At 73.7% G+C, this 18,665-nt stretch carries 16 protein-coding genes and 1 pseudogene; 9 read left to right on the plus strand and 8 right to left on the minus strand.

What is annotated here, in order from left to right; all coding sequences use genetic code 11:
- Positions 1 to 4 precede the first annotated feature (4 nt).
- On the plus strand, positions 5 to 481 hold the full coding sequence (locus tag ACWGH1_RS22425) for a nuclear transport factor 2 family protein (protein WP_453356470.1): 477 nt from the start codon (positions 5 to 7) through the stop codon (positions 479 to 481).
- A gap of 55 nt (positions 482 to 536) precedes the next feature.
- Entirely contained in the window at positions 537 to 1,001 is a 465-nt protein-coding gene (locus ACWGH1_RS22430; RefSeq protein ID WP_453356469.1) for a type II toxin-antitoxin system PemK/MazF family toxin, read from the plus strand.
- Positions 1,002 to 1,258: 257 nt separating this feature from the next.
- Here the strand turns inward: ACWGH1_RS22430 and ACWGH1_RS22435 are convergent, their stop codons facing one another.
- Both ACWGH1_RS22435 and ACWGH1_RS22440 read right to left on the minus strand, forming a co-directional pair.
- Positions 1,259 to 2,407 (minus strand): hypothetical protein, encoded by a 1,149-nt coding sequence (locus ACWGH1_RS22435; RefSeq protein WP_453355195.1) that lies wholly within the window; start codon positions 2,405 to 2,407, stop codon positions 1,259 to 1,261.
- A 236-nt stretch (positions 2,408 to 2,643) separates the two neighbouring features.
- A complete protein-coding gene (locus ACWGH1_RS22440; RefSeq protein WP_453355194.1) occupies positions 2,644 to 3,471 on the minus strand; it encodes a TIGR02452 family protein in 828 nt (275 codons plus the stop codon).
- A gap of 124 nt (positions 3,472 to 3,595) precedes the next feature.
- On the opposite strand from ACWGH1_RS22440, the gene egtA reads away from it, so the two are divergent.
- From egtA to egtD, 4 genes are read left to right on the plus strand one after another with little or no spacing between them, the layout of a single operon-like run.
- Positions 3,596 to 4,888: an ergothioneine biosynthesis glutamate--cysteine ligase EgtA gene (egtA, locus tag ACWGH1_RS22445; RefSeq protein WP_453355193.1), complete on the plus strand. Its 1,293-nt coding sequence runs from the start codon at positions 3,596 to 3,598 to the stop codon at positions 4,886 to 4,888.
- The gene (egtB, locus tag ACWGH1_RS22450) at positions 4,885 to 6,201 is read left to right on the plus strand and encodes an ergothioneine biosynthesis protein EgtB (protein ID WP_453355192.1); all 1,317 of its coding nucleotides are present in this window, start codon (positions 4,885 to 4,887) and stop codon (positions 6,199 to 6,201) included. Before egtA ends, egtB begins: the two co-directional genes overlap by 4 nt.
- Entirely contained in the window at positions 6,201 to 6,959 is a 759-nt protein-coding gene (gene egtC / locus ACWGH1_RS22455; protein ID WP_453355191.1) for an ergothioneine biosynthesis protein EgtC, read from the plus strand. The genes egtB and egtC overlap by 1 nt, the downstream gene beginning before the upstream one ends.
- Complete coding sequence (egtD, locus tag ACWGH1_RS22460; RefSeq protein ID WP_453355190.1) at positions 6,956 to 7,930, plus strand: L-histidine N(alpha)-methyltransferase; 975 nt, start codon at positions 6,956 to 6,958, stop codon at positions 7,928 to 7,930. The genes egtC and egtD overlap by 4 nt, the downstream gene beginning before the upstream one ends.
- Here the strand turns inward: egtD and ACWGH1_RS22465 are convergent.
- From ACWGH1_RS22465 to ACWGH1_RS22475, 3 genes and pseudogenes are all read right to left on the minus strand, one after another.
- The gene (locus ACWGH1_RS22465; RefSeq protein WP_453408955.1) at positions 7,813 to 8,754 is read right to left on the minus strand and encodes a lysophospholipid acyltransferase family protein; all 942 of its coding nucleotides are present in this window, start codon (positions 8,752 to 8,754) and stop codon (positions 7,813 to 7,815) included. The genes egtD and ACWGH1_RS22465 overlap by 118 nt on opposite strands.
- On the minus strand, positions 8,751 to 9,527 hold the full coding sequence (locus ACWGH1_RS22470) for a GNAT family N-acetyltransferase (RefSeq protein ID WP_453408956.1): 777 nt from the start codon (positions 9,525 to 9,527) through the stop codon (positions 8,751 to 8,753). Before ACWGH1_RS22470 ends, ACWGH1_RS22465 begins: the two co-directional genes overlap by 4 nt.
- A gap of 165 nt (positions 9,528 to 9,692) precedes the next feature.
- A pseudogene (locus ACWGH1_RS22475) lies at positions 9,693 to 10,963 on the minus strand (extracellular solute-binding protein).
- A 165-nt stretch (positions 10,964 to 11,128) separates the two neighbouring features.
- Here ACWGH1_RS22475 and ACWGH1_RS22480 point away from each other — a divergent pair.
- Positions 11,129 to 11,344, plus strand: a complete 216-nt coding sequence (locus ACWGH1_RS22480; protein WP_453357532.1) for a dodecin — start codon at positions 11,129 to 11,131, stop codon at positions 11,342 to 11,344.
- A 63-nt stretch (positions 11,345 to 11,407) separates the two neighbouring features.
- Here ACWGH1_RS22480 and ACWGH1_RS22485 read toward each other — a convergent pair whose 3' ends face one another.
- Positions 11,408 to 11,905 (minus strand): phosphatase domain-containing protein, encoded by a 498-nt coding sequence (locus tag ACWGH1_RS22485; protein ID WP_453352583.1) that lies wholly within the window; start codon positions 11,903 to 11,905, stop codon positions 11,408 to 11,410.
- Between the two features lie 66 nt (positions 11,906 to 11,971).
- Between ACWGH1_RS22485 and ACWGH1_RS22490 the strand changes: the two genes are divergently transcribed.
- Complete coding sequence (locus ACWGH1_RS22490) at positions 11,972 to 13,015, plus strand: MsnO8 family LLM class oxidoreductase (protein ID WP_453352584.1); 1,044 nt, start codon at positions 11,972 to 11,974, stop codon at positions 13,013 to 13,015.
- A 10-nt stretch (positions 13,016 to 13,025) separates the two neighbouring features.
- On the plus strand, positions 13,026 to 15,416 hold the full coding sequence (locus ACWGH1_RS22495; RefSeq protein WP_453352585.1) for an ABC transporter: 2,391 nt from the start codon (positions 13,026 to 13,028) through the stop codon (positions 15,414 to 15,416).
- 56 nt (positions 15,417 to 15,472) lie between these two features.
- On the opposite strand, the gene ACWGH1_RS22500 is transcribed toward ACWGH1_RS22495, so the two are convergent.
- Together ACWGH1_RS22500 and ACWGH1_RS22505 are read right to left on the minus strand one after the other, a co-directional pair.
- Positions 15,473 to 17,782, minus strand: coding sequence for a family 20 glycosylhydrolase (locus tag ACWGH1_RS22500; protein ID WP_453352586.1), 2,310 nt, complete (start codon positions 17,780 to 17,782; stop codon positions 15,473 to 15,475).
- 139 nt (positions 17,783 to 17,921) lie between these two features.
- Positions 17,922 to 18,566 carry a hypothetical protein gene (locus ACWGH1_RS22505; protein WP_453352587.1) on the minus strand — a complete coding sequence of 215 codons (645 nt, stop codon included), beginning with the start codon at positions 18,564 to 18,566 and terminating at the stop codon, positions 17,922 to 17,924.
- Positions 18,567 to 18,665: the final 99 nt, after the last annotated feature.

Genomic DNA, 18,665 nt, shown 5'->3' on the forward strand with positions numbered 1-18,665 from the left:
GGCCATGACACCCATGACACCCACGTCACCCACGACCCCCACGACGCCCGAGACCACCGCCGACCGTTTCCGCTCCGCCGTCGACAGCCGGGACCTGACCGCCCTCGCCGAACTGTTCACCGAGGACGTACGGCTCTACAGCCCCGTGAAGTTCACGCCGTTCGAAGGCAGGCCGATGGTCCTCGGCCTGTTCGGCGTGCTCCTGCGCACCTTCGAGGACTTCCGCTACGTCGGGCAGCTCGTCGGCGCCGCCCAGACCAGCGCCGTCCCGACGCCCGAAGCCGACGCTCCCGCCACGGTGCTGGTGTTCCGGGCCACCGTCAACGGGAAGCAGATCCACGGCATCGATCTGCTGCACCTCGACGGGGACGAGCGGATCAAGGAGATCACCGTCATGGTCCGACCGCAGTCCGCCGTGCAGGCCCTCGGCGAGGCGGTGCTGGCCGGGCTCGTGGCCGACGGCCTGGCCCCGGCCCGGTAGGGGGCGCCCGGCAGCGGGCGCCGCGGCCGGTGTCCGGACCAGTAACCTCACCCGTATGACGGCACTTTCCCACCACAGCTCCGACCCCATCGAGCAACCCGGGCGCGGCGGGGCCACCGCCACCAGCGAGGCCGATCCGCATGCCATCGGGCCCGTGCGCACCGAGTACGCGCCCGACAAGGACGGCGATCCGGACCCGGGCGAGATCGTGTGGACCTGGGTCCCCTTCGAGGAGAACGACGGGCGCGGCAAGGACCGGCCCGTGCTGGTGGTCGCGCGGGAGGCGGGCCGGCGGACGTTGCTCGCGGTGCAGCTGTCCAGCAAGCGGCACGACCACGACCGGGAGTGGGTGCCGATCGGCATCGGGCCGTGGGACGGCGCGGGGCGGGAGTCCTGGGTGGATGTGGACCGGGTGTTGCGGGTGCACGAGTCGGGCATGCGCCGCGAGGCGTGTGCGCTGGACCGGGGACGGTTCCAGCTGGTGGTGAACCGGCTGCGGGAGCGCTACGGCTGGCAGTAGCCGGGCGGCCTTCCGCCTGAGGGCGTCAGCCGGTGCGGCGGCCCCCCCCCGGTCGGGGGGGGGCCCCCGCCCGCCGTCGGCTCCGGGGGGGGTCCGGGGCGCCGGGGGCGTGCGCGGCGGTGGCGGCGCCGTTGGGGGGGCGCGTTCGGGGGGGCCGTCGCGGGGCGGCCTCCCGCCTGGGGGGGTCCGCGGGTGGGGGGGCCCGGCCGGGGGGGGGGGGGGCCGCCGGCCGTCCGTCGGATCCGGGTGGGTTCCGGTCAGCCGGTGCAGTGCGCGACGTTGCCGGCGCAGTTGGTGGGCAGGTTGTGGATGACCTGGGTCTCCCTGAGCTCCACGAGCGCGTTCAGCCAGTTGTTGATGCCGCCGCCGTCCTCGGCCGCCCGGTTCTGCACGACGAGGCTGCGGATGAGGGTGAGCCGGGTGGTGGGCGCGCCCGCCTCCTGCTCGTTGTTGATGCCGCCGCCGTCCCGGCCGGCGGAGTTCATCTCGATCTTGACCCGCTCCAGGGTCGTGGTGGCTTCGTTGTTGATGGCGCCGCCGTCGCGGCCCGCCTTGTTCAGCTCGAAGACCGTCTCGCGGGCCTCCAGCGTCGAGCGGGGGTCGGTGTTGATGGCACCGCCTTCGAAGGCGGCCCAGTTCGCGACGAACCGGCTGTCGCTGATCGTGGTGTTGCCGTCGTTGTCGATGGCACCGCCGTCGTGTTCGTGCGCCTCGTTGTGCGAGAACACGCTGTGGTCCAGGACCCGGAGCGTGCCGTCGTTCTCGACGCCTCCGCCGTCGGTGTCCGCCGTGTTGCCGGCGACGGTGGTCTTCTTCAGGGTGACGGTGCCGCTGGTGTTGTTGTAGAGGGCACCGCCCTGGGTGACGATGGCGACATTGGTCAGGAACTTGCTGTTCACCGCGGTGACCCGACCGTTGTTGTCGTTGTAGATGCCGCCGCCGCTCGCCGCCTGGTTCCCGGAGACGGTGCTGTCGTCCAGCAGCAGCGTGCCTCCGTTGCGGATGCCACCGCCGTTCCCGGTGAGCAGCCGGCCCCCGTTGACGACGATGCCCCTCAGCGTCAGTTCACCGGTCGGGGCCACCTCCAGCAGCCGGAAGAGGGGAGCGATCGTTGCCGACCGGATGAGGCTGGAGTCCTTGCCCTTGATGGTGACCCTGCTGGTGATGGGCGGCAGCGCGTCGACACCGGTAGCGGCGGCCGTGAAGCGGTAGACGCAGCGGGGGGCCAGTGCGATCGTGGCGCCGTCGGGATTACTGTTCGCCTGCGTGACGGCGGCGATGAGTCCGGTCACGTCACCGCACCGCACGTTCAGGGTAAGGGGCTGGGCCACCGCCGGAACTGCCGCGATGCCCAGGCCCAGGCTTGCCACCACAGCGGATCCGGCGAGCACGAGACGCTTCTTCATTCGCTTGTCTTCCTCTCAGTACCCAGGCGGGGCCCCCGCGCCGTCGTCCTGCGTCCAGCCGTGGTGGAGTGGAGTGGGAGGGAAGTGAGGGGCGCCGTCATGACGTGACAGGGGTAGCCCATCGGCCCCGGTGTGTTCCCGTACCTGCGTACGGACCCTCCGGAAATTCATACGAATGGTGGCCGCCTCGCGCGTGCTCTACGAAAACGGCCGCGTGACCCGCGGCCGCCCCGCGGTCAGAACCCCGCGAAAGCCCGCTCGAAGGCCTCCTGCGGCCCTGCGGCGCGGTCCAGGATGCCGAACACCACCTGCTCGAAGACGCCCTCGAAGCGTCCGGCGAGCAGCCCCCGGAAGGCCTCTGCCACTTCGGCCGGGTCGTTGCGGAACACCCCGCACCCCCACGCGCCCAGCACCAGCCGCCGGTAGCGGTGCAGCGCGGCGACCTCCAGCACCCGCTCCGCACGCCGGGCGAGGGCGGCCGGGATCTCGGGCACGCGGTCCGGCTCCTGGCGGCGGATCGTGCCCGCGTTCGGCGCCGGGGAGGTGAGGAATCCGGCCCGGAAGGGGGCCTCCAGCAGTTCGCCCCGGTCGTCACGGAAAACGGGGACCCCGGGCGAGTGAATCACCCGGTCGGTGTAGAAGGTGCTGCGGCCGGCGCGGTGCACCTCGTAGTACTCGGGTGCCTCCAGCAGGGTGTCGTAGAGCGCCGAGGCGCGGCACAGCGCTTCCTCCTGGGCCTTGGCCCCGCGCAGATAGCCGCCGCCGGGATTGCGGGCCGAGGCGAAGTTGAGGACGGCGACGGCGGGCTCCCGGTCGGGATGCCGGGCGAGCCTGCGGGCCGCGGCCGTGCTGCTCTCCCCCGTGACCTCGACGGCGGTCCGAACGGATCCGGCCGCCGACACCTCGCCTGGAATGAGCGGGTTTGGTCCATATAGTCTGGTTCCTGCCTTGGCGTCCGCCAGGGCGGCGGCCAGGGAGATCTGCCGCCCGGAGCGCGTCCGGTAACCGCCGGCCGCCAAGATGACCGCGTTGTGCCGCGCGATATCACGCAATCTGCTGCTCACGCCGTGATCCTCCGGGGCAGGACTTCCTGCGGCAAGGGAATTTGCGCCGCGGTGACGGGTAGGCACGGGTGACATCCGAGCCGTCGACAGGTGACGGCCGACGACAGGAGATGAGGTTCCGGTCATGCACCAGGACTCACCCGCTCCGCCCTGCCAGCCCCCTCCCGACTCCCTCCTCTCGGAAGCCGCCGCCGAGGACCTGATCCACGGGATCTGCTTCAAGACCGGCCCGCCGCGCCTGGTCGGTGCCGAGCTCGAATGGCTGGTGGTGGACGCCGAGCGCCCTTGGGTGGCGCTGGACGCCGACCGGCTGACCGCGGCGCACGATGCGGCGGGCGCCCTGCCGCTGCGGTCCCGGTTCACCGTCGAGCCCGGCGGGCAGCTGGAGCTCAGCTCCGCCCCCGCCGATTCCCTCACCGGCTGTGTGGACGGGCTCCAGGCCGACCTCGCGGCCGTCCGCGGCGCCCTGCGGGAGCGGGGTCTGGCCCTGCGGGGGCTCGGCCGCGATCCGCGCAGGCCCTACCGCCGCCTCCTGGACAGCCCGCGGTACCGGGCGATGGAGAGCTACTTCGACCGTACGGGCCCGGCCGGGCGCGCCATGATGCGCGGCTCCGCCTCCGTGCAGGTCTGCGTGGACGCCGGGCTGGAGGAGCCGGGCCCGCTCGGGCACGGCCGGCGCTGGCGGCTGGCGCACCTGCTGGGCTCGGTGCTGGTCGCCGCGTTCGCCAACTCCCCGGCGGGCGAAGGGCCGTACGCCGGCTGGCGGTGCGCCCGGCAGGGGATCTGGAGCGACATCGACGCGCGGCGCGCGCTCGCCCCGCCGCTGGACGCCGAGCCGCGCGCCGCCTGGGCCCGGCACGCGCTGGACACCGAGGTGATGTGCGTGCGCTCCCCCGGGCCGTCCTGGCAGGTCCCGGGCGGGCTGACGTTCCGCGACTGGCTGCGCAGCGGGGGGCCCAGACGGCCCACCCGGGCGGATCTGGACTACCACCTGACGACGCTGTTCCCGCCGGTCCGGCCGCGCGGCCACTTGGAGCTGCGGATGATCGACGCGCAGCCGGGTGAGGACGGCTGGCTGGTTCCGGTGGCGGTCACGCACGCGCTGTTCGACGACCCCGAGGCCGCCGAGACGGCCTACCGGGCGGTGAAGGCGCTGGCCGACGCGTACGGGGGCCGGCGCGCGCCCCGCAATCCGCTGTGGCGGGCCGCCGCCCGGGCGGGGCTGGCCGATCCCGATCTGCGTGCGGCCGCCGTCGCCTGCTTCGCGGCGGCCGGGGAGGCACTGCCCCGGCTGGGCGCGAGTTCCCACGTACAGGACACGGTCGCCGCCTTCGCAGAGCGCTACGTACGGCGCGGCCGCTGTCCGGCCGACGATCAGGACCAGCGGCAGTCCGCCGGGAAGGAAACGCGATCGTGACCACCGAATCCCGCCCCGCCGTCACGCGCGAGCGGGCAGCCGCGGAGCTGACCGCCGCCCGGGCCCGGACCGCCGCGCTGACCGATGCCGTGACCGACGAGGACCTGACGGCGCAGCACTCCCCGCTGATGTCCCCGCTGGTCTGGGACCTCGCGCACATCGGGAACCAGGAGGAGCTCTGGCTGCTGCGCCACGTGGCCGGGCGCGACTCCATGCGTCCTGAGATCGACCCGCTCTACGACGCCTTCCGGCATCCGCGCTCGGAGCGGCCGAAGCTGCCGCTGCTGGGGCCGGAAGAGGCCCGCCGGTACGCGGCGGAGGTCCGGGGGCGGGTCTTCGACGTGCTGGAGCGCACTCCGCTGGAGGGCTCTGCGCTGCTGGACGGCGGTTTCGCCTTCGGCATGATCGCCCAGCACGAGCAGCAGCACGACGAGACGATGCTGATCACCCATCAGCTGCGGCGCGGTGCACCCGTGCTGACCGCCCCGGACCCGGACCGCCCGCAGGGGCCGCCGCCGCCCGCCGCGGAAGTCCTCGTACCCGGCGGACCGTTCACGATGGGCACCTCCGCGGAGCCCTGGTCCCTGGACAACGAACGGCCGGCGCACACCCGGGACGTCGCACCGTTCTGGATGGACACGGCTCCGGTCACCAACGCCGCCTACCAGGCGTTCATGGCGGACGGCGGCTACCGGGACCCCCGCTGGTGGGCCGCCGAAGGCTGGGCGCAGATCCGTGCGCACGGGATCGAGGCCCCGCTGTTCTGGCACCGGGAGGGCGGGATCTGGCTGCGCCGCCGCTTCGGTGTCACCGAGCCCGTGCCCGACGAGGAGCCCGTGCTGCACGTCAGCTGGTACGAGGCCGACGCCTACGCCCGCTGGGCGGGACGCCGGCTGCCCACCGAGGCGGAGTGGGAGAAGGCGGCCCGCCACGACCCCCGCTCCGGGCGCTCCACCCGCTACCCGTGGGGCGACGCCGACCCCACGCCGGCCCACGCCAACCTGGGTCAGCGCCACCTGCGCCCCGCCCCGGCGGGCAGCTATCCGGCCGGCGCCTCCCCGCTGGGGGTGCGCCAGCTGATCGGCGACGTGTGGGAGTGGACCGCGTCGGACTTCCTGCCGTACCCGGGTTTCCGGGCGTTCCCCTACCGGGAGTACTCGGAGGTGTTCTTCGGCCCGGAGCACAAGGTGCTGCGCGGCGGGTCCTTCGCAGTGGCCCCGGTGGCCTGCCGGGGCACGTTCCGCAACTGGGACCTGCCGGTGCGCCGGCAGATCTTCGCCGGCTTCCGGACCGCGCGCGGCGGTGGTGTCTGATGTGCCGTCACCTAGCCTACGTGGGGCCGCCGGTGTGTCTGGGCCGGCTGCTCAGCGAGCCCGAGTACTCGCTGGTCCGGCAGTCGTACGCGCCGCGCCGCCAGCGGTACGGCACCATCAACGCCGACGGCTTCGGGGTCGGCTGGTACGCGGAGGGCGACCCGGTGCCGGCCCGCTACCGGCGCTCGGGGCCGGTGTGGGGCGATCTGACCTTCGCCGACCTGGCCCGGGTGGTGCGCAGCGCGGCCGCGCTGGCCGCCGTACGGGACGCCACGCTGGCCGGGGCGGACGGAGAGGCCGCCGCCGCGCCGTTCGCGTCGGGCCCCTGGCTGTTCAGCCACAACGGGGCGGTGCGCGACTGGCCGGACTCGGCGGCCCCGTTGGCGGCCGGGCTGCCGCCGCACGAGCTGCTCCAACTGTCCGCGCGCACCGATTCGGCGCTGGTCTGGGCGCTGGTGCTGCGCCGCCTGCGGGAGGGGGACGACCTCGGCGAGGCCCTCGCGGGGCCGGTGCAGGAGCTGGCGGCCGCGTCCCCGGGCTCGCGGCTGAACCTGCTGCTGACGGACGGAACGGGCATCGCCGCGACCGCGTGGGGCGATTCCCTCTGGTACCTGTCCGATCCGGGGGCCGGGCGCACGGTCGTGGCGTCCGAGCCCTACGACGACGACAGCCGCTGGACCGAGGTAGCCGACCGGACCCTGCTGACCGCCACCCGTACCCGGGTCGACCTGACCCCGCTCAAGGAGAGCCTTTCGTGAGTGACTTCCAGTTGACCCGCACCCTTGACGAGCACTCCGCGGACACCGCGCTGCGGGCGGACGTGCGCAGCGGTCTGACCCGCTCGCCGAAGGAGCTGCCGCCCAAGTGGTTCTACGACGCCCGGGGCAGTGAGCTCTTCGAGGAGATCACCCGGCTGCCCGAGTACTATCCGACGCGCGCCGAGCGGGAGATCCTGCTGGGGCGGGCCCAGGAGATCGCGGCGGAGACCGGCGCGCGCACGCTGGTGGAGCTGGGTTCCGGCTCGTCGGAGAAGACGCGGCACCTCATCGAGGCGCTGCCCGCGCTCGAGACGTACATCCCGGTGGACGTCAGCGAGAGCGCCCTGAGGGGTGCGGCGCAGACGCTGCTGGCCGCGCACCCGCGGTTGCGGGTGCACGCGCTGCTGGCGGACTTCACCCGGCCGCTGCGCCTGCCGGAGTCGGCCGGTCCCCGGCTGGTGTTGTTCCTGGGCGGCACGGTGGGGAACCTGCGGCCGCCGGAGCGCGCCGCGTTCCTGGCGTCCGTACGGGCGATGCTGTCGCCGGGTGACGCGCTGCTGATGGGGACGGACCTGGTGAAGGACGAGGCGGTGCTGGTGGCCGCCTACGACGACGCCCAGGGGGTGACGGCGGAGTTCAACAAGAACGTACTGGCCGTGATCGACCGCGAGTTGGGTGCTGATTTCCACACCGCCGACTTCACGCACATGGCGGTGTGGAACCGGGAGCAGGAGTGGATCGAGATGCGGTTGCGGGCCCGGTCGGAGGCGCTGGTGAAGATCCGGGCCCTCGATCTGGTGGTGCCCTTCGAGGCGGGTGAGGAGATCCTGACGGAGATCTCCGCGAAGTTCCGTCAGGAGGGGGTACGGCGCGAGCTGGCGGCGGCCGGGCTGGAGCTCAGGCAGTGGTGGACGGATGAGGCGGGCCGTTTCGCACTGTCCCTGTCGGTGGCGAACGGCCTGGAGGGCTGAGCCGGTACGCCCGGCAGCGTCGGCTGCCGGGCGTCGCCGCGGACGGCTTGCTGGGCGGCCGCCGCGAGGCGCCGCCGGTCCGGGTGCCGGCCCGGCGGGATGCGCGGCAGCAGCCGCACTTCGGCCCGTATCCCGCGGGCGCGGGCGATCCGCCACAGGGAGGCGGTCAGCGGATCGTCCCCGACGAAGGCGGGCGCCCCGGCGAGGCCCCCGTCGGCCGCCAGCCGGTACGAGAGCCGTACCGGCTGTACGGGGATCCGCGCGTCCAGGGCCGCCTGGAAGGCGGCCCGCCGGAAGGGGCCCTGGGCGCGCCCGCACCAGGTCGAGCCTTCGGGGAAGACGGTGACGCGGTCCCCCGCCAGCAGGGACCGGGCGAGGGTGTCGACGGTGTCGGGCAGGGCCCTGATCCGGTCGCGTTCGATGAACAGGGTGCCGGCCCGGGCGGCGAGGCGGCCGAGTACGGGCCAGGCGCCGATCTCGCTCTTGGCCAGCATCCGGCAGGGCAGGACGGCGGCGACCAGCGGGATGTCCAGCCAGGAGATGTGGTTGGCGACGACCAGGCGGCCGCCGTCCGGCCCGGGACTGCCGTGCACGGTGATGCGTATCCCCAGGGACCCCAGGAGTGCGGTGGCCCAGGCCCGGACCAGGGCGTGGCGGGGGCGCTGCGGCAGCAGCCGGACCGGCGGCGCGGTCAGGACGGCGAGCAGCAGCAGGGCGGCGGCGCAGGCGAGCCGGGCCACCGCGTGCGGAACGCTCGCCGCCCGCCCCCCGTGGGCCGCGCAGGCCTCGGGGGTGCAGGGCGCGGTGGGCAGCCAGACGCTCATGCGCCCGGGGTGAGCGAGAGGAAGTGGTTGAGGTAGCGCGGGTTGGTGCGGCGCAGCGAGAGCAGGACGTACAGGTCGGCGCAGCCGAACCCGGCGTCGAGGGCGGGTTCACCGCACACCCAGGCGCCCAGGCGCAGGTAGCCGCGCAGCAGCGGGGGCAGTTCCGTGCGGTCGGGGAAGGCGATGCCTTGGGGGTTCCAGGGCAGGTGCGGGGTGACCCGGTACTCCTCGGGTGCGAGGTTGCGGGTCAGCACGTTGGCGCGGGTGGCGGCGGCCAGGACCCCGCCGTCGCCCAGCGGGATCGAGCAGCATCCGGCGAGCCAGTTGTGGCCGGAGCGGTCCATGTAGCGGGCGAGGCCGGCCCAGATGAGGGCGATGACGGCGCCGTTGCGGTGGTCGGGGTGGACGCAGGAGCGGCCGACTTCGACCAGGTCGGGACGGATCGGGGCCAGGGCCGTCAGGTCGAATTCGCTCTCGGAGTAGAGCCGGCCGGCGACGGCGGCGCGTTCGGGCGGCAGCAGCCGGTAGGTGCCCACGACCTGCTCGGTGTTCTCGTCCACCACCAGGAGGTGGTCGCAGTAGGCGTCGAAGGCGTCGGCGTCGATGCCCGGCTCGGGCCCGTCCAGGCGGGCGCCGAGCTCTCCGGCGAAGACGAGGTGACGCAGCCGCTGGGCGGCGCGTACCCCGTCCTCGTCGCGGGCGAGCCGGACGGCGTACCGGGGGGTGGTGGTGGGGGAGGCGAGGGGGGACGGGGACAGGGGGGCGATGGTCATGGCTGCTCCTGATCCGGGCACGGAGGCCGGGCCGGCAGGTTGGCGGCCTGGCTCCTTTACTTCTTCCGTGACCGGCTGGATTCGACATGACCGCTCAGCGGCGGCGGGATGTGCGGACGCTGAACTCGGTGCTCGGGCGGCGCCCCGGCGTGCGGAGGCCGGTGCTCAGTAGCCGGTGTTGAGGATCTTGCCGATGGCCTCGGACGCCGTCGTCGCCGCCCGCTTGGGGTCCTGGCCGGTGAGGACGGCCGTCATGAACGGCTTGATCGGGTTCTTGGCCTCGACCTCGGCCCAGCGCGCGGAGTTCGGGGTGGCCCGGCCCTGGGCGGCGCCGGGGGCCATGGCGGCGGCTCCCTCGTTGCCGTCGACGACGTGCGCGAGGGTGGTCTTGTTCGGCACGTAGCTCATGGTGGTGGCGAGTTCGGTCTGCCACTTCTCGCTGACCAGTGCGGTGATCACGTCGACGGCCCGGGCGCGCCGCCTGGTCCTCTCCGGGATGATCAGGTCGGAGCCGCCCGTGAAGACGGCTCCGGGCTTCTCGGAGGTCTTGCCGGGGACGGGGAAGAAGCCGAGCTTGCCCTTGAGCGCGGGGTTGGCCGCCTCGATCTCGCGGGCCTGGCCCGGCGGGGCGATGATCTGGGCGACCTGGCCCCGGGCGAAGACCTCGGACTGCGGGGGCGTCTCCTCGTCCGCGTCCTTGGGGCCGTTGCCGAGGCCCTGGAGCTGCTTGTAGAACTCCATGGCGGTCAGGGCCTTCTCGTCGTCGAGGGCGCCGGACCATTCGCCGCTGTTCTGCACGGCGAGGTCGCCGCCCTCGTCCCAGACGAACCCGGCGAGGACGTACCAGTTCTGGCCGGGGAGGTAGATGCCCTGCTGGCCGCCCTTGTCCCCCTTGTCGAGCTTCTGGGTGGCCGCGAGCCACTCCTGGCGGGTCCTGGGCGGCGTCTTGATGCCGGCGGCCGCGAAGAGGTCCTTGTGGTAGATGACCACGCGGTTGGCGGCGTACCAGGGGACCCCGTACTGGGCGCCGTTGACGGTGCCGGGATCGGACAGGCCCCGGAGCCAGTCCTTGCTGCCCCATGCGCGCAGTCCTTCGAGGGTCAGCTCGCGGAGGCCGCCGGTCTCCACGTACTGGGCGACCTGGGTGTTGCCGACCTCGATGACGTCGGCGTCCTCCTTGCTCGTGCCGTCGAGGACGGCGTTGACCTTGTCGACGATGCCCGTCCATTCCTGGATCCGGACGACGAGGTCGATGCCGGGGTGCTCCTTCTCGAAGTCGGCCGTGAACTTGGTGATGAAGTCGTCGGACGCGCTTCCCTTCATCAGCCACAGGGTCACCTTTTCGGGTCCCCCTGCGATCCGGCCGGCCCGGCGCAGCCGGAGAGGGCGGTCGCGGCGGCGAGGGCGGTGCACAGGGCGATGAAGCGCATCTTCACGGAAAGTCACCTTCTGGGGACGGATCTCAGATGGCTTGAAAATTGGCATGGACCAATGGGCTGGTCAAGGCCTTCCGCCTCGGGACTGTTCACGCAAAGTTCGCGGGAGCGGACTTACTGGGGCACCGTAGAACCAGCAACAGCGACCACTGTCGGGAGACGCCCATGTCCAACCACACGTACCGGGTGACCGAGATCGTCGGCACTTCCCACGAGGGCATCGATCACGCCATCCGCAACGGCATCGCGCGGGCGGGCGCGAAGCTGCGCAACCTGGACTGGTTCGAGGTCACGCAGGTGCGCGGGCACATCGAGAACGGCGAGGTCGCCCACTACCAGGTGGGCTTGAAGGTGGGCTTCCGGCTCGACGACGACGACTGACGGGCCGACGCGCCGTCCCCGGCGGGACCCCGGCGGCCGGCCGGGGCCCCGTCCGGCGGTACGTCAGGTACGGCCCTCGGCCTCCTGGGCGGCGGTGAGTTCCGGCGCGTCCGCCGCCCAGTCGGCGAGCACCACCCGGAAGCCCGCCTCACGCGCGGCCCGGCAGACGAGTTCGTCGTCGTCCACGAGCATCCGCACCTCCCGCGTCCGGGCGAGCCGGCCGAGCACCTCCAGCTTGGTCGCCCGGGCGGGGCGGCGGTCCCGGTCGCCCCGCATCCACAGCCGGCCCTCGGGCAGCCCGTGCCGGGTCAGCCACTCGACGGTGTCCGCGCGGCAGCGCTCCGGCCGGCCGGTCAGGTACACCACCTCGCAGTCGGCGGCGCTCTCCACCGCCAGGGCCACCCCGCGCGCGAGCGGCGGATCGGCCGGGGCCGCCCCGAAGAAGCCGTCCCAGTCGCGCGGGCGGCGCTCCAGGAAGTGCTGGCGGTGGTCGGTGTCGGACAGGGTGTTGTCGATGTCGAAGACGGCCAGGGGCCGGCGGTCGGCGCTCTCTCGGGGCATGGGGAAAGCCTAGAGGGCCTTCCGGAGCTACGGGAATCCTGCCGGCCGCCCGGTGTTGAGAGGTGTGTGATCCCGCGAATCTCCGTACTCGACCGGTCCCGCACGCGCCTGGGGCACCCCGCCCCGCAGGCCCTGCGGGACACCGTGGAACTCGCCCGCGAGGCGGAACGGCTCGGCTACCACCGCTTCTGGGTGTCCGAGCACCACAGCGTGCCGGGCGTCGCGGGCTCCGCGCCCACCGTGCTGGCCGCCGCCGTGGCCGCCGCCACCCGCAGGATCCGGGTCGGCACGGGCGGGGTGATGCTGCCCAACCACCAGCCGATGGTCGTCGCCGAGCAGTTCGGGGTGCTGGAGGCCCTGTTCCCCGGCCGCATCGACATGGGACTGGGCCGCTCGGTCGGGTTCACCGACGGGATCCGGCGGGCCCTGGGCCGCGACACCGGGGACGCGGACCGGTTCGAGGAACAGCTCGCCGAGCTGCTGGGCTGGCTCGACGGGACCCAGCGGGCGCACCCCGGGGTGCACGCCCGGCCGGCGGAGGGGTTGCGGATCCCGGCGTACGTGCTGGCCACCGGTGAGGGCGCCCGGATCGCGGCCCGGGCCGGACTGCCGGTGGTCCTGGGGGACCTGCGGGCCCGCGGCCGGCTCGCGCAGGCCGTGACGGCGTACCGGGAGGAGTTCCGGCCCTCCCCCTGGGGCGCGCGGCCGTACGTGGTGGTCTCCGGGTCTGTGGCGGTCGCGGCCACAGAGGAGGCCGCCCGGCGGATCCTGGTCCCGGAGGCGTGGTCCCTCGCGCACTCCCGCACCCGGGGGACCTTCCCGCCGCTGCGTCCGGCCGAGGAGATCGAGGCGCTGGAGATGACCCCGAAGGAACGCGAGCTGTACGAGGGCGCGCTGCAGGGGCACGTACACGGCACCGAGGAGCAGGTCGCGGCGGAGCTGACCGCCCTCGCCGGGGCGCTGGGCGCCGACGAGCTGCTGGTGACGACCTCCACGTACGACCGCACGGCCCTGCGGGACTCGCTGGCCCGGCTCGCCCGGCTCGCGGGCCTGCCCGGGGCCGGAGCGGGCGCGGGGGCGGACCCGGGCCCGATCGGTGGCACCCCCTAAACTGGGACGAATGCACCCGCCGACCGCTCCGCAGACCGACGCCCACGACCCCTACGTACGGGTGCGGGGGGCTCGGGAGCACAACCTCCGCGGCGTCGACGTGGACATCCCGCGCGACGCGCTCACCGTCTTCACGGGTGTCTCCGGCTCCGGCAAGAGCTCCCTCGCCTTCGGCACGCTCTACGCCGAGGCCCAGCGCCGGTACTTCGAGTCCGTGGCCCCGTACGCCCGGCGGCTGATCCACCAGATCGGCGCTCCCAAGGTGGACTCCGTCACGGGTCTGCCGCCCGCGGTCTCGCTGGAGCAGCGGCGCTCCTCGCCCGGCTCCCGCTCCTCCGTCGGCACGGTGACGATGCTGTCCAACTCGCTGCGGATGCTGTACTCCCGCGCGGGCAGCTATCCCCCGGGCGCGCAACGGCTCGACTCCGACTCCTTCTCCCCCAACACCGCCGCCGGGGCCTGCCCGTCCTGCCACGGGATCGGCCGCATCCACCGCACCAGCGAGGAACTCATGGTGCCGGATCCGGGCCGGTCGATCCGTCAGGGGGCGATCGCCGCTTGGCCGGGCGCCTGGCAGGGCAAGAACCTGCGGGACATCCTGGAGGCGCTCGGGCACGACGTGGACGCGCCCTGGCGGGAGCTGCCGGCGCAGGACCGCGAGTGGATCCTGTTCACCGAGGAGCAGCCGGTCGTCACCGTGCACCCGGTACGGGACGCCGACCGGATCCAGCGCCCGTACCAGGGCACGTACATGAGCGCCCACCGCTACGTGATGCGGACCTTCGCCGACAGCAAGAGCGCCACGCTGCGCGCCCGCGCCGAGAAGTTCCTCACGGACTCGCCGTGCCCGCGCTGCGGTGGCCGCAGGCTGCGGCCCGAGTCCCTCGCCGTGACCTTCGCGGGGCGGACGATCGCGGAGCTGGCGGCGCTGGCGCTGACCGCCCTGGACGAGGTACTGGCCTCGACGGCGCCGGCCGGGGAGGCGGCGCGGGTGCTCATCGAGGACCTGCGGGCCCGGATCGGGCCGGTCATCGAGCTCGGGCTCGGCTACCTGAGCCTGGACCGGAGCGCGCCGTCCTTGTCGGCGGGCGAGTTGCAAAGGCTCCGGCTGGCGACGCAGCTGCGGTCGGGGCTGTTCGGGGTGGTGTACGTACTGGACGAACCCTCGGCGGGGCTGCACCCGGCCGACACCGAGGCGCTGCTCGGCGTCCTGGACCGGCTCAAGGCGGCCGGGAACACGGTGTTCGTGGTGGAGCACGACCTGGAGGTGGTGCGGCACGCGGACTGGCTGGTGGACGTCGGGCCGCTGGCCGGGGAGCACGGCGGGCAGGTGCTGCACAGCGGGCCGCCGGGCGCGCTGGCCGAGGTGGCGCGGTCGGCGACGGCCCGGCACCTGTTCGCAACGGGTGAGCCGGACCCGGTCCGGGCGCCGCGCACCGCGACGGGGGCGGTCCGGCTCAGCGGGATCGAGCGGCACAACCTGCGCGGTGTGGACGCGCGGTTCCCGCTCGGCGTGTTCACGGCCGTCACCGGCGTGTCCGGGTCCGGGAAGTCCACGCTGGTCGGCCAGGCGCTGGCCGGGGAGGTCGGGGAGCGGCTCGCGGACCCGCGGTTCCCGGTACGGCGGCTGGTGGAGGTGGACCAGAAACCGATCGGCCGCACCCCGCGCTCCAACCTGGCCACCTACACGGGGCTGTTCGACGTGGTGCGCAGGCTGTTCACCGCGTCGCCGCAGGCGCGCGAGCGGGGCTGGAAGGCGGGCCGGTTCTCCTTCAACGTGCCGGGCGGCCGCTGCGAGACCTGCCAGGGCGAGGGCTTCGTCTCGGTGGAACTGCTGTTCCTGCCCAGTACGTACGCCCCCTGCCCGGAGTGCGGCGGCGCGCGCTACAACTCCGAGACGCTGGAGGTGCGGTACGAGGGACTGGACATCTCGGAGGTGCTGGCCCTGACGGTGGAGTCGGCGTCGGCGTTCTTCGCGGGGGTCCCGGCGGCGGTGCGCAGCCTGCGAGCGCTGCAGGACATCGGGCTGGGCTACCTGCGGCTGGGGCAGCCGGCCACGGAGCTGTCTGGCGGCGAGGCGCAGCGGATCAAGCTGGCGACGGAGCTGCAGCGGCTGCGCCGGGACCACACGCTGTACCTGCTGGACGAGCCGACGACGGGACTGCACCCGGCCGATGTGCGGGTGCTGCTGAGGCAGTTGCACGGCCTGGTGGACGCCGGGCACTCGGTGGTGGTCGTGGAGCACGACATGGAGGTGGTGGCGGGCGCGGACTGGGTCATCGACCTGGGCCCGGGCGGCGGGGCGGACGGCGGCCGCGTGGTCGCGGCGGGAACCCCGGCCGAGGTGGCCCGCACCCCCGGCAGCGTCACGGCACGCTACTTGGCGCGGGCCCTGGGCTGAGCGGTCGCGGTGCCCGCCGGCTGCGACGGGCAGGTCTCAGGCGACAGGCGCAGGTTTCAGGCGATCTGCCACTGCTGGTAGACCGGGTCCTGGGGCGGCTGCTGGGTGACCGGTGCGCCGTCGGCGCCGGATGCGGTGGTCAGCAACAGCGCGCTCTTCCTGTTGGCCACCGAGTAGCCGCCGGCGCCGAGGGCGGTGATCTGCCAGCGCTGGCTGTCGCCGCCGGTGCAGGCCGCCTGGACGACGGCCGCGCCCGGGGCCGTCGCGCCGCCGGAGACGTCCGCGCACAGCTTGGAGGCTCCGTTGACGAGGGTGTAGCCGCCGTCGCCCGTCGGGTTCAGCTGCCACTGCTGGTTGGCGCCGCCGTGCGGGGCCCAGGTGATGAGCTGGGTGCCGGAGGCGCCGGAGCTGCCCGGGTCGTCCAGGGCCTGGCCGGCCGCCGTGAGCGTGCGGACTCCGCCCAGGGGGTCCCCGTACACCTCGAACTCGTAGAGGGAGTAGCCGTACGCCGTCCCGCGCTGGGTGCCGTACACGCGGACGTAGCGGCCGGAGCCCGCCAGACCGGTCAGGTCCTGGACCGCGCCCGCGCCGGTGCCGGTGGAGTAGACGGTGCGCCAGGTGGCGGCGTCGTCGGAGAGCTGGACCTGGAAGGACTTCCCGTAGGCCGTCTCCCAGCGCAGCACCACGCGGTCGACGCGGCGGACGGAACCGAGGTCGACCCGGAGCCACTGCGGGTCGCCGTAGGCGCTGGACCAGCGGGTCACGGGATCACCATCGGTGGCCGAGGCCGCGGGGAAGTCCGCCGTCTCGGTACTGGAGGCGGCGGTCGGGCGGCCCAGGGCCAGGTTGCCCGGCTGCGCGAGGCCCGGCCAGGCCGGGTTGTGGCCCACGGCGGCCGCGATGGGGGTGAAGGCGGCGTACGTGGCCACCGGCTTCGGTGAACCCCAGGTCTGCTGGGCCAGTGCGCGCAGCGGGTACATGATGCCCGCGGCGATCTGGTCCTCGCTCTCGGCGGCGGGGTTGTCGCACCAGACGTGCAGGAGCGAGCCCGGGTTCCGCGCGGCGTCGGAGAGGGCGTTGCCGCCTTCGAAGCGGTCCGCGGTCCAGGCCTCGTACATCCACTTGGTGTCCGGTTTGGCGCCGCCGAGTACGTAATAGGTCGGCGTCCAGGACTCGTTGGCGACGGTGTGCCCGGCGGCGGCCAGCTGCTGCGGGGTGAGGCCGTAGGTGTACCAGTACTCGACGACGATGCCGGGGTCGGGGCTGAGCGTTCCGTCGCCGGACTTGATTCCGTCGTTCCACATGCGGGTGGTCTTGCCGCCGGCCCGGACCAGGGCGTCGGCCCAGTTGACGAACCCGTAGTAGGTGTCCTTGGCGGTGGCGTTCGCGCCGTAGTGGGCGCGGGCGTAGGCGAGGAGCTGCGGGTACTTGCCGTAGTCGGTGACGTATTCGTCCGCGCCGATGTGCCAGTACGGCCCCGGGAAGAGGGGGAGGTACTCGTTGACCAGGTCCTTGATCAGCGTGTACGAGGCGGGGAGCGAGAGGTCGATGAAGTCGGGGCTCAGCACGCCGGCGCTGCTCTTGAGCCTGAGTTCGGGGTGCACGGCCAGCAGCGCGTTCATGTGCCCGGGCGTGTCTATTTCCGGGACGATGGTCACGTGGTAGGCGCGGCCGAGGGCGACGAGGCCGGCGATGTCCTGCTTGGTGTAGTGGTCGGTGGAGACGATCTCCGGGTGCGTGGAGCTCTCCAGGCGGAAGCCGAAGGTGTCGGAGAGGTGGAAGTGGAAGGTGTTGAGCTTGAGGTAGGCCAGTTCCTTGATGTGCTGCTTCAGCCAGTCGACGGTGAAGAACTTCCGTCCCTGGTCGACCATGAGTCCGCGCTCCGCCTTGGCGGGCCAGTCGACCGCCGTGCCGGCGGGCACCGACGCGGACTGGTGCAGCAGCTGCAGGATGCTGCGGGTGCCGTTGAAGGCGCCGGTGTCGGTGGCCGCCTGGACGGTGAGGGAGGCGGCGACGGTCATCCGGTAGCCCTCCGCGGGCAGCGCGGGGTCCCCGAGGGTGAGCCGGATGTCCCCGGTGGCGGCGGAGCCGGTGACGACGGCCACGCTGCGCCCGGCCAACGCGCCCAGGTCGGCCGCGAAGGTGGCCGCCTCGTCGGAGAGCTGGGCGGTGTAGGCGGGGTCGACGGCGATGCGGGTGGCGGCGGTGAAGGTGTACGCACCGGTGCCGGCGGTCCATTGCCGCAGCGCCGGTACGGTCTGCGGCGGGGCTGCGGCGGCCGCTTGTGCGGCGTCGGCGCGTACGCCCGGCAAGGCCAGTGCGAACAGCGCGCAGACGGCGGCGATCAGGAACCTGAGCAGACGCATGGCTGCCTCCAGCCGGCTGTGGCCGCGGAGCGGAAGGGGGCACAAGTGCAGCCCAGTGACGAGCACATGTCAATAGATGCTCGGAACCCGGCCCGATCGAGCACGGTCGCGCAGTCTGACGCCCCCGCTCGGACCGGACTCAGGCGTCACCGGACAGCAGGTGCTGCGGAAGTTCGCGGAAGCTCCACTGGCCCTGGTGGCGGCTGAACACCCAGACGAGGTCGTGCCGGTCGGGCCAGGCGGCGGGAACCCCCAGGACCCGGTGGGCGCCGAGGGCGCGGACCAGGCGGGGGATGCCGGGGTACTCCCAGCAGACCAGTACGGGCATCGGCGCGGCCAGCACCGCCCGGGCCAGGGCGGCCTCGGCGCCGACGGCGAAACCGGCCCGGACCGGCAGGTGCAGGCCCGACGCCAGTGGCTCGACCGTCTGCTTGCAGCGGGCGGCCGCGGACGGGCCGCCGCCGGTCGCGAAGACCGTCGCGGGGCGGGGCAGCGGGGCCCGGGCCGCCGGGGGGAACAGCCGCGGGAGCTCCTCGGCGCGGCGCTCGCCCCGGCCGGCCAGGGAGCCGGGGTGTTCGGTGCCGTCCTCGTCCTCGCCGGTGTCCCCGGGGGGCGGCTGCTCCCCGTGCCGGATGACCATGACGAGGGCGTCCTTGGGGAGGGCCTGCGGGCCGGGGACCGGACGTGCGGGCTCCGGGGTGCAGCCGGCCACCGCCAGCGGTGCGAGGGCGGCGGCCAGCACGGCTCGGCGGCGCGGTCCGGACCCGGCGGGGGCATGTGCCATGGGCCCACTGTCCCGCACGGCTCCGGCCGGGCCCGGCCGCGGCGCGGCGAACGGCCCGCACGAGCCCCCGGTCGGCGGAGCGGGTCCCTCGTCCCGGGG

It is taken from the genome of Streptomyces sp. NPDC054883, from assembly GCF_053610645.1.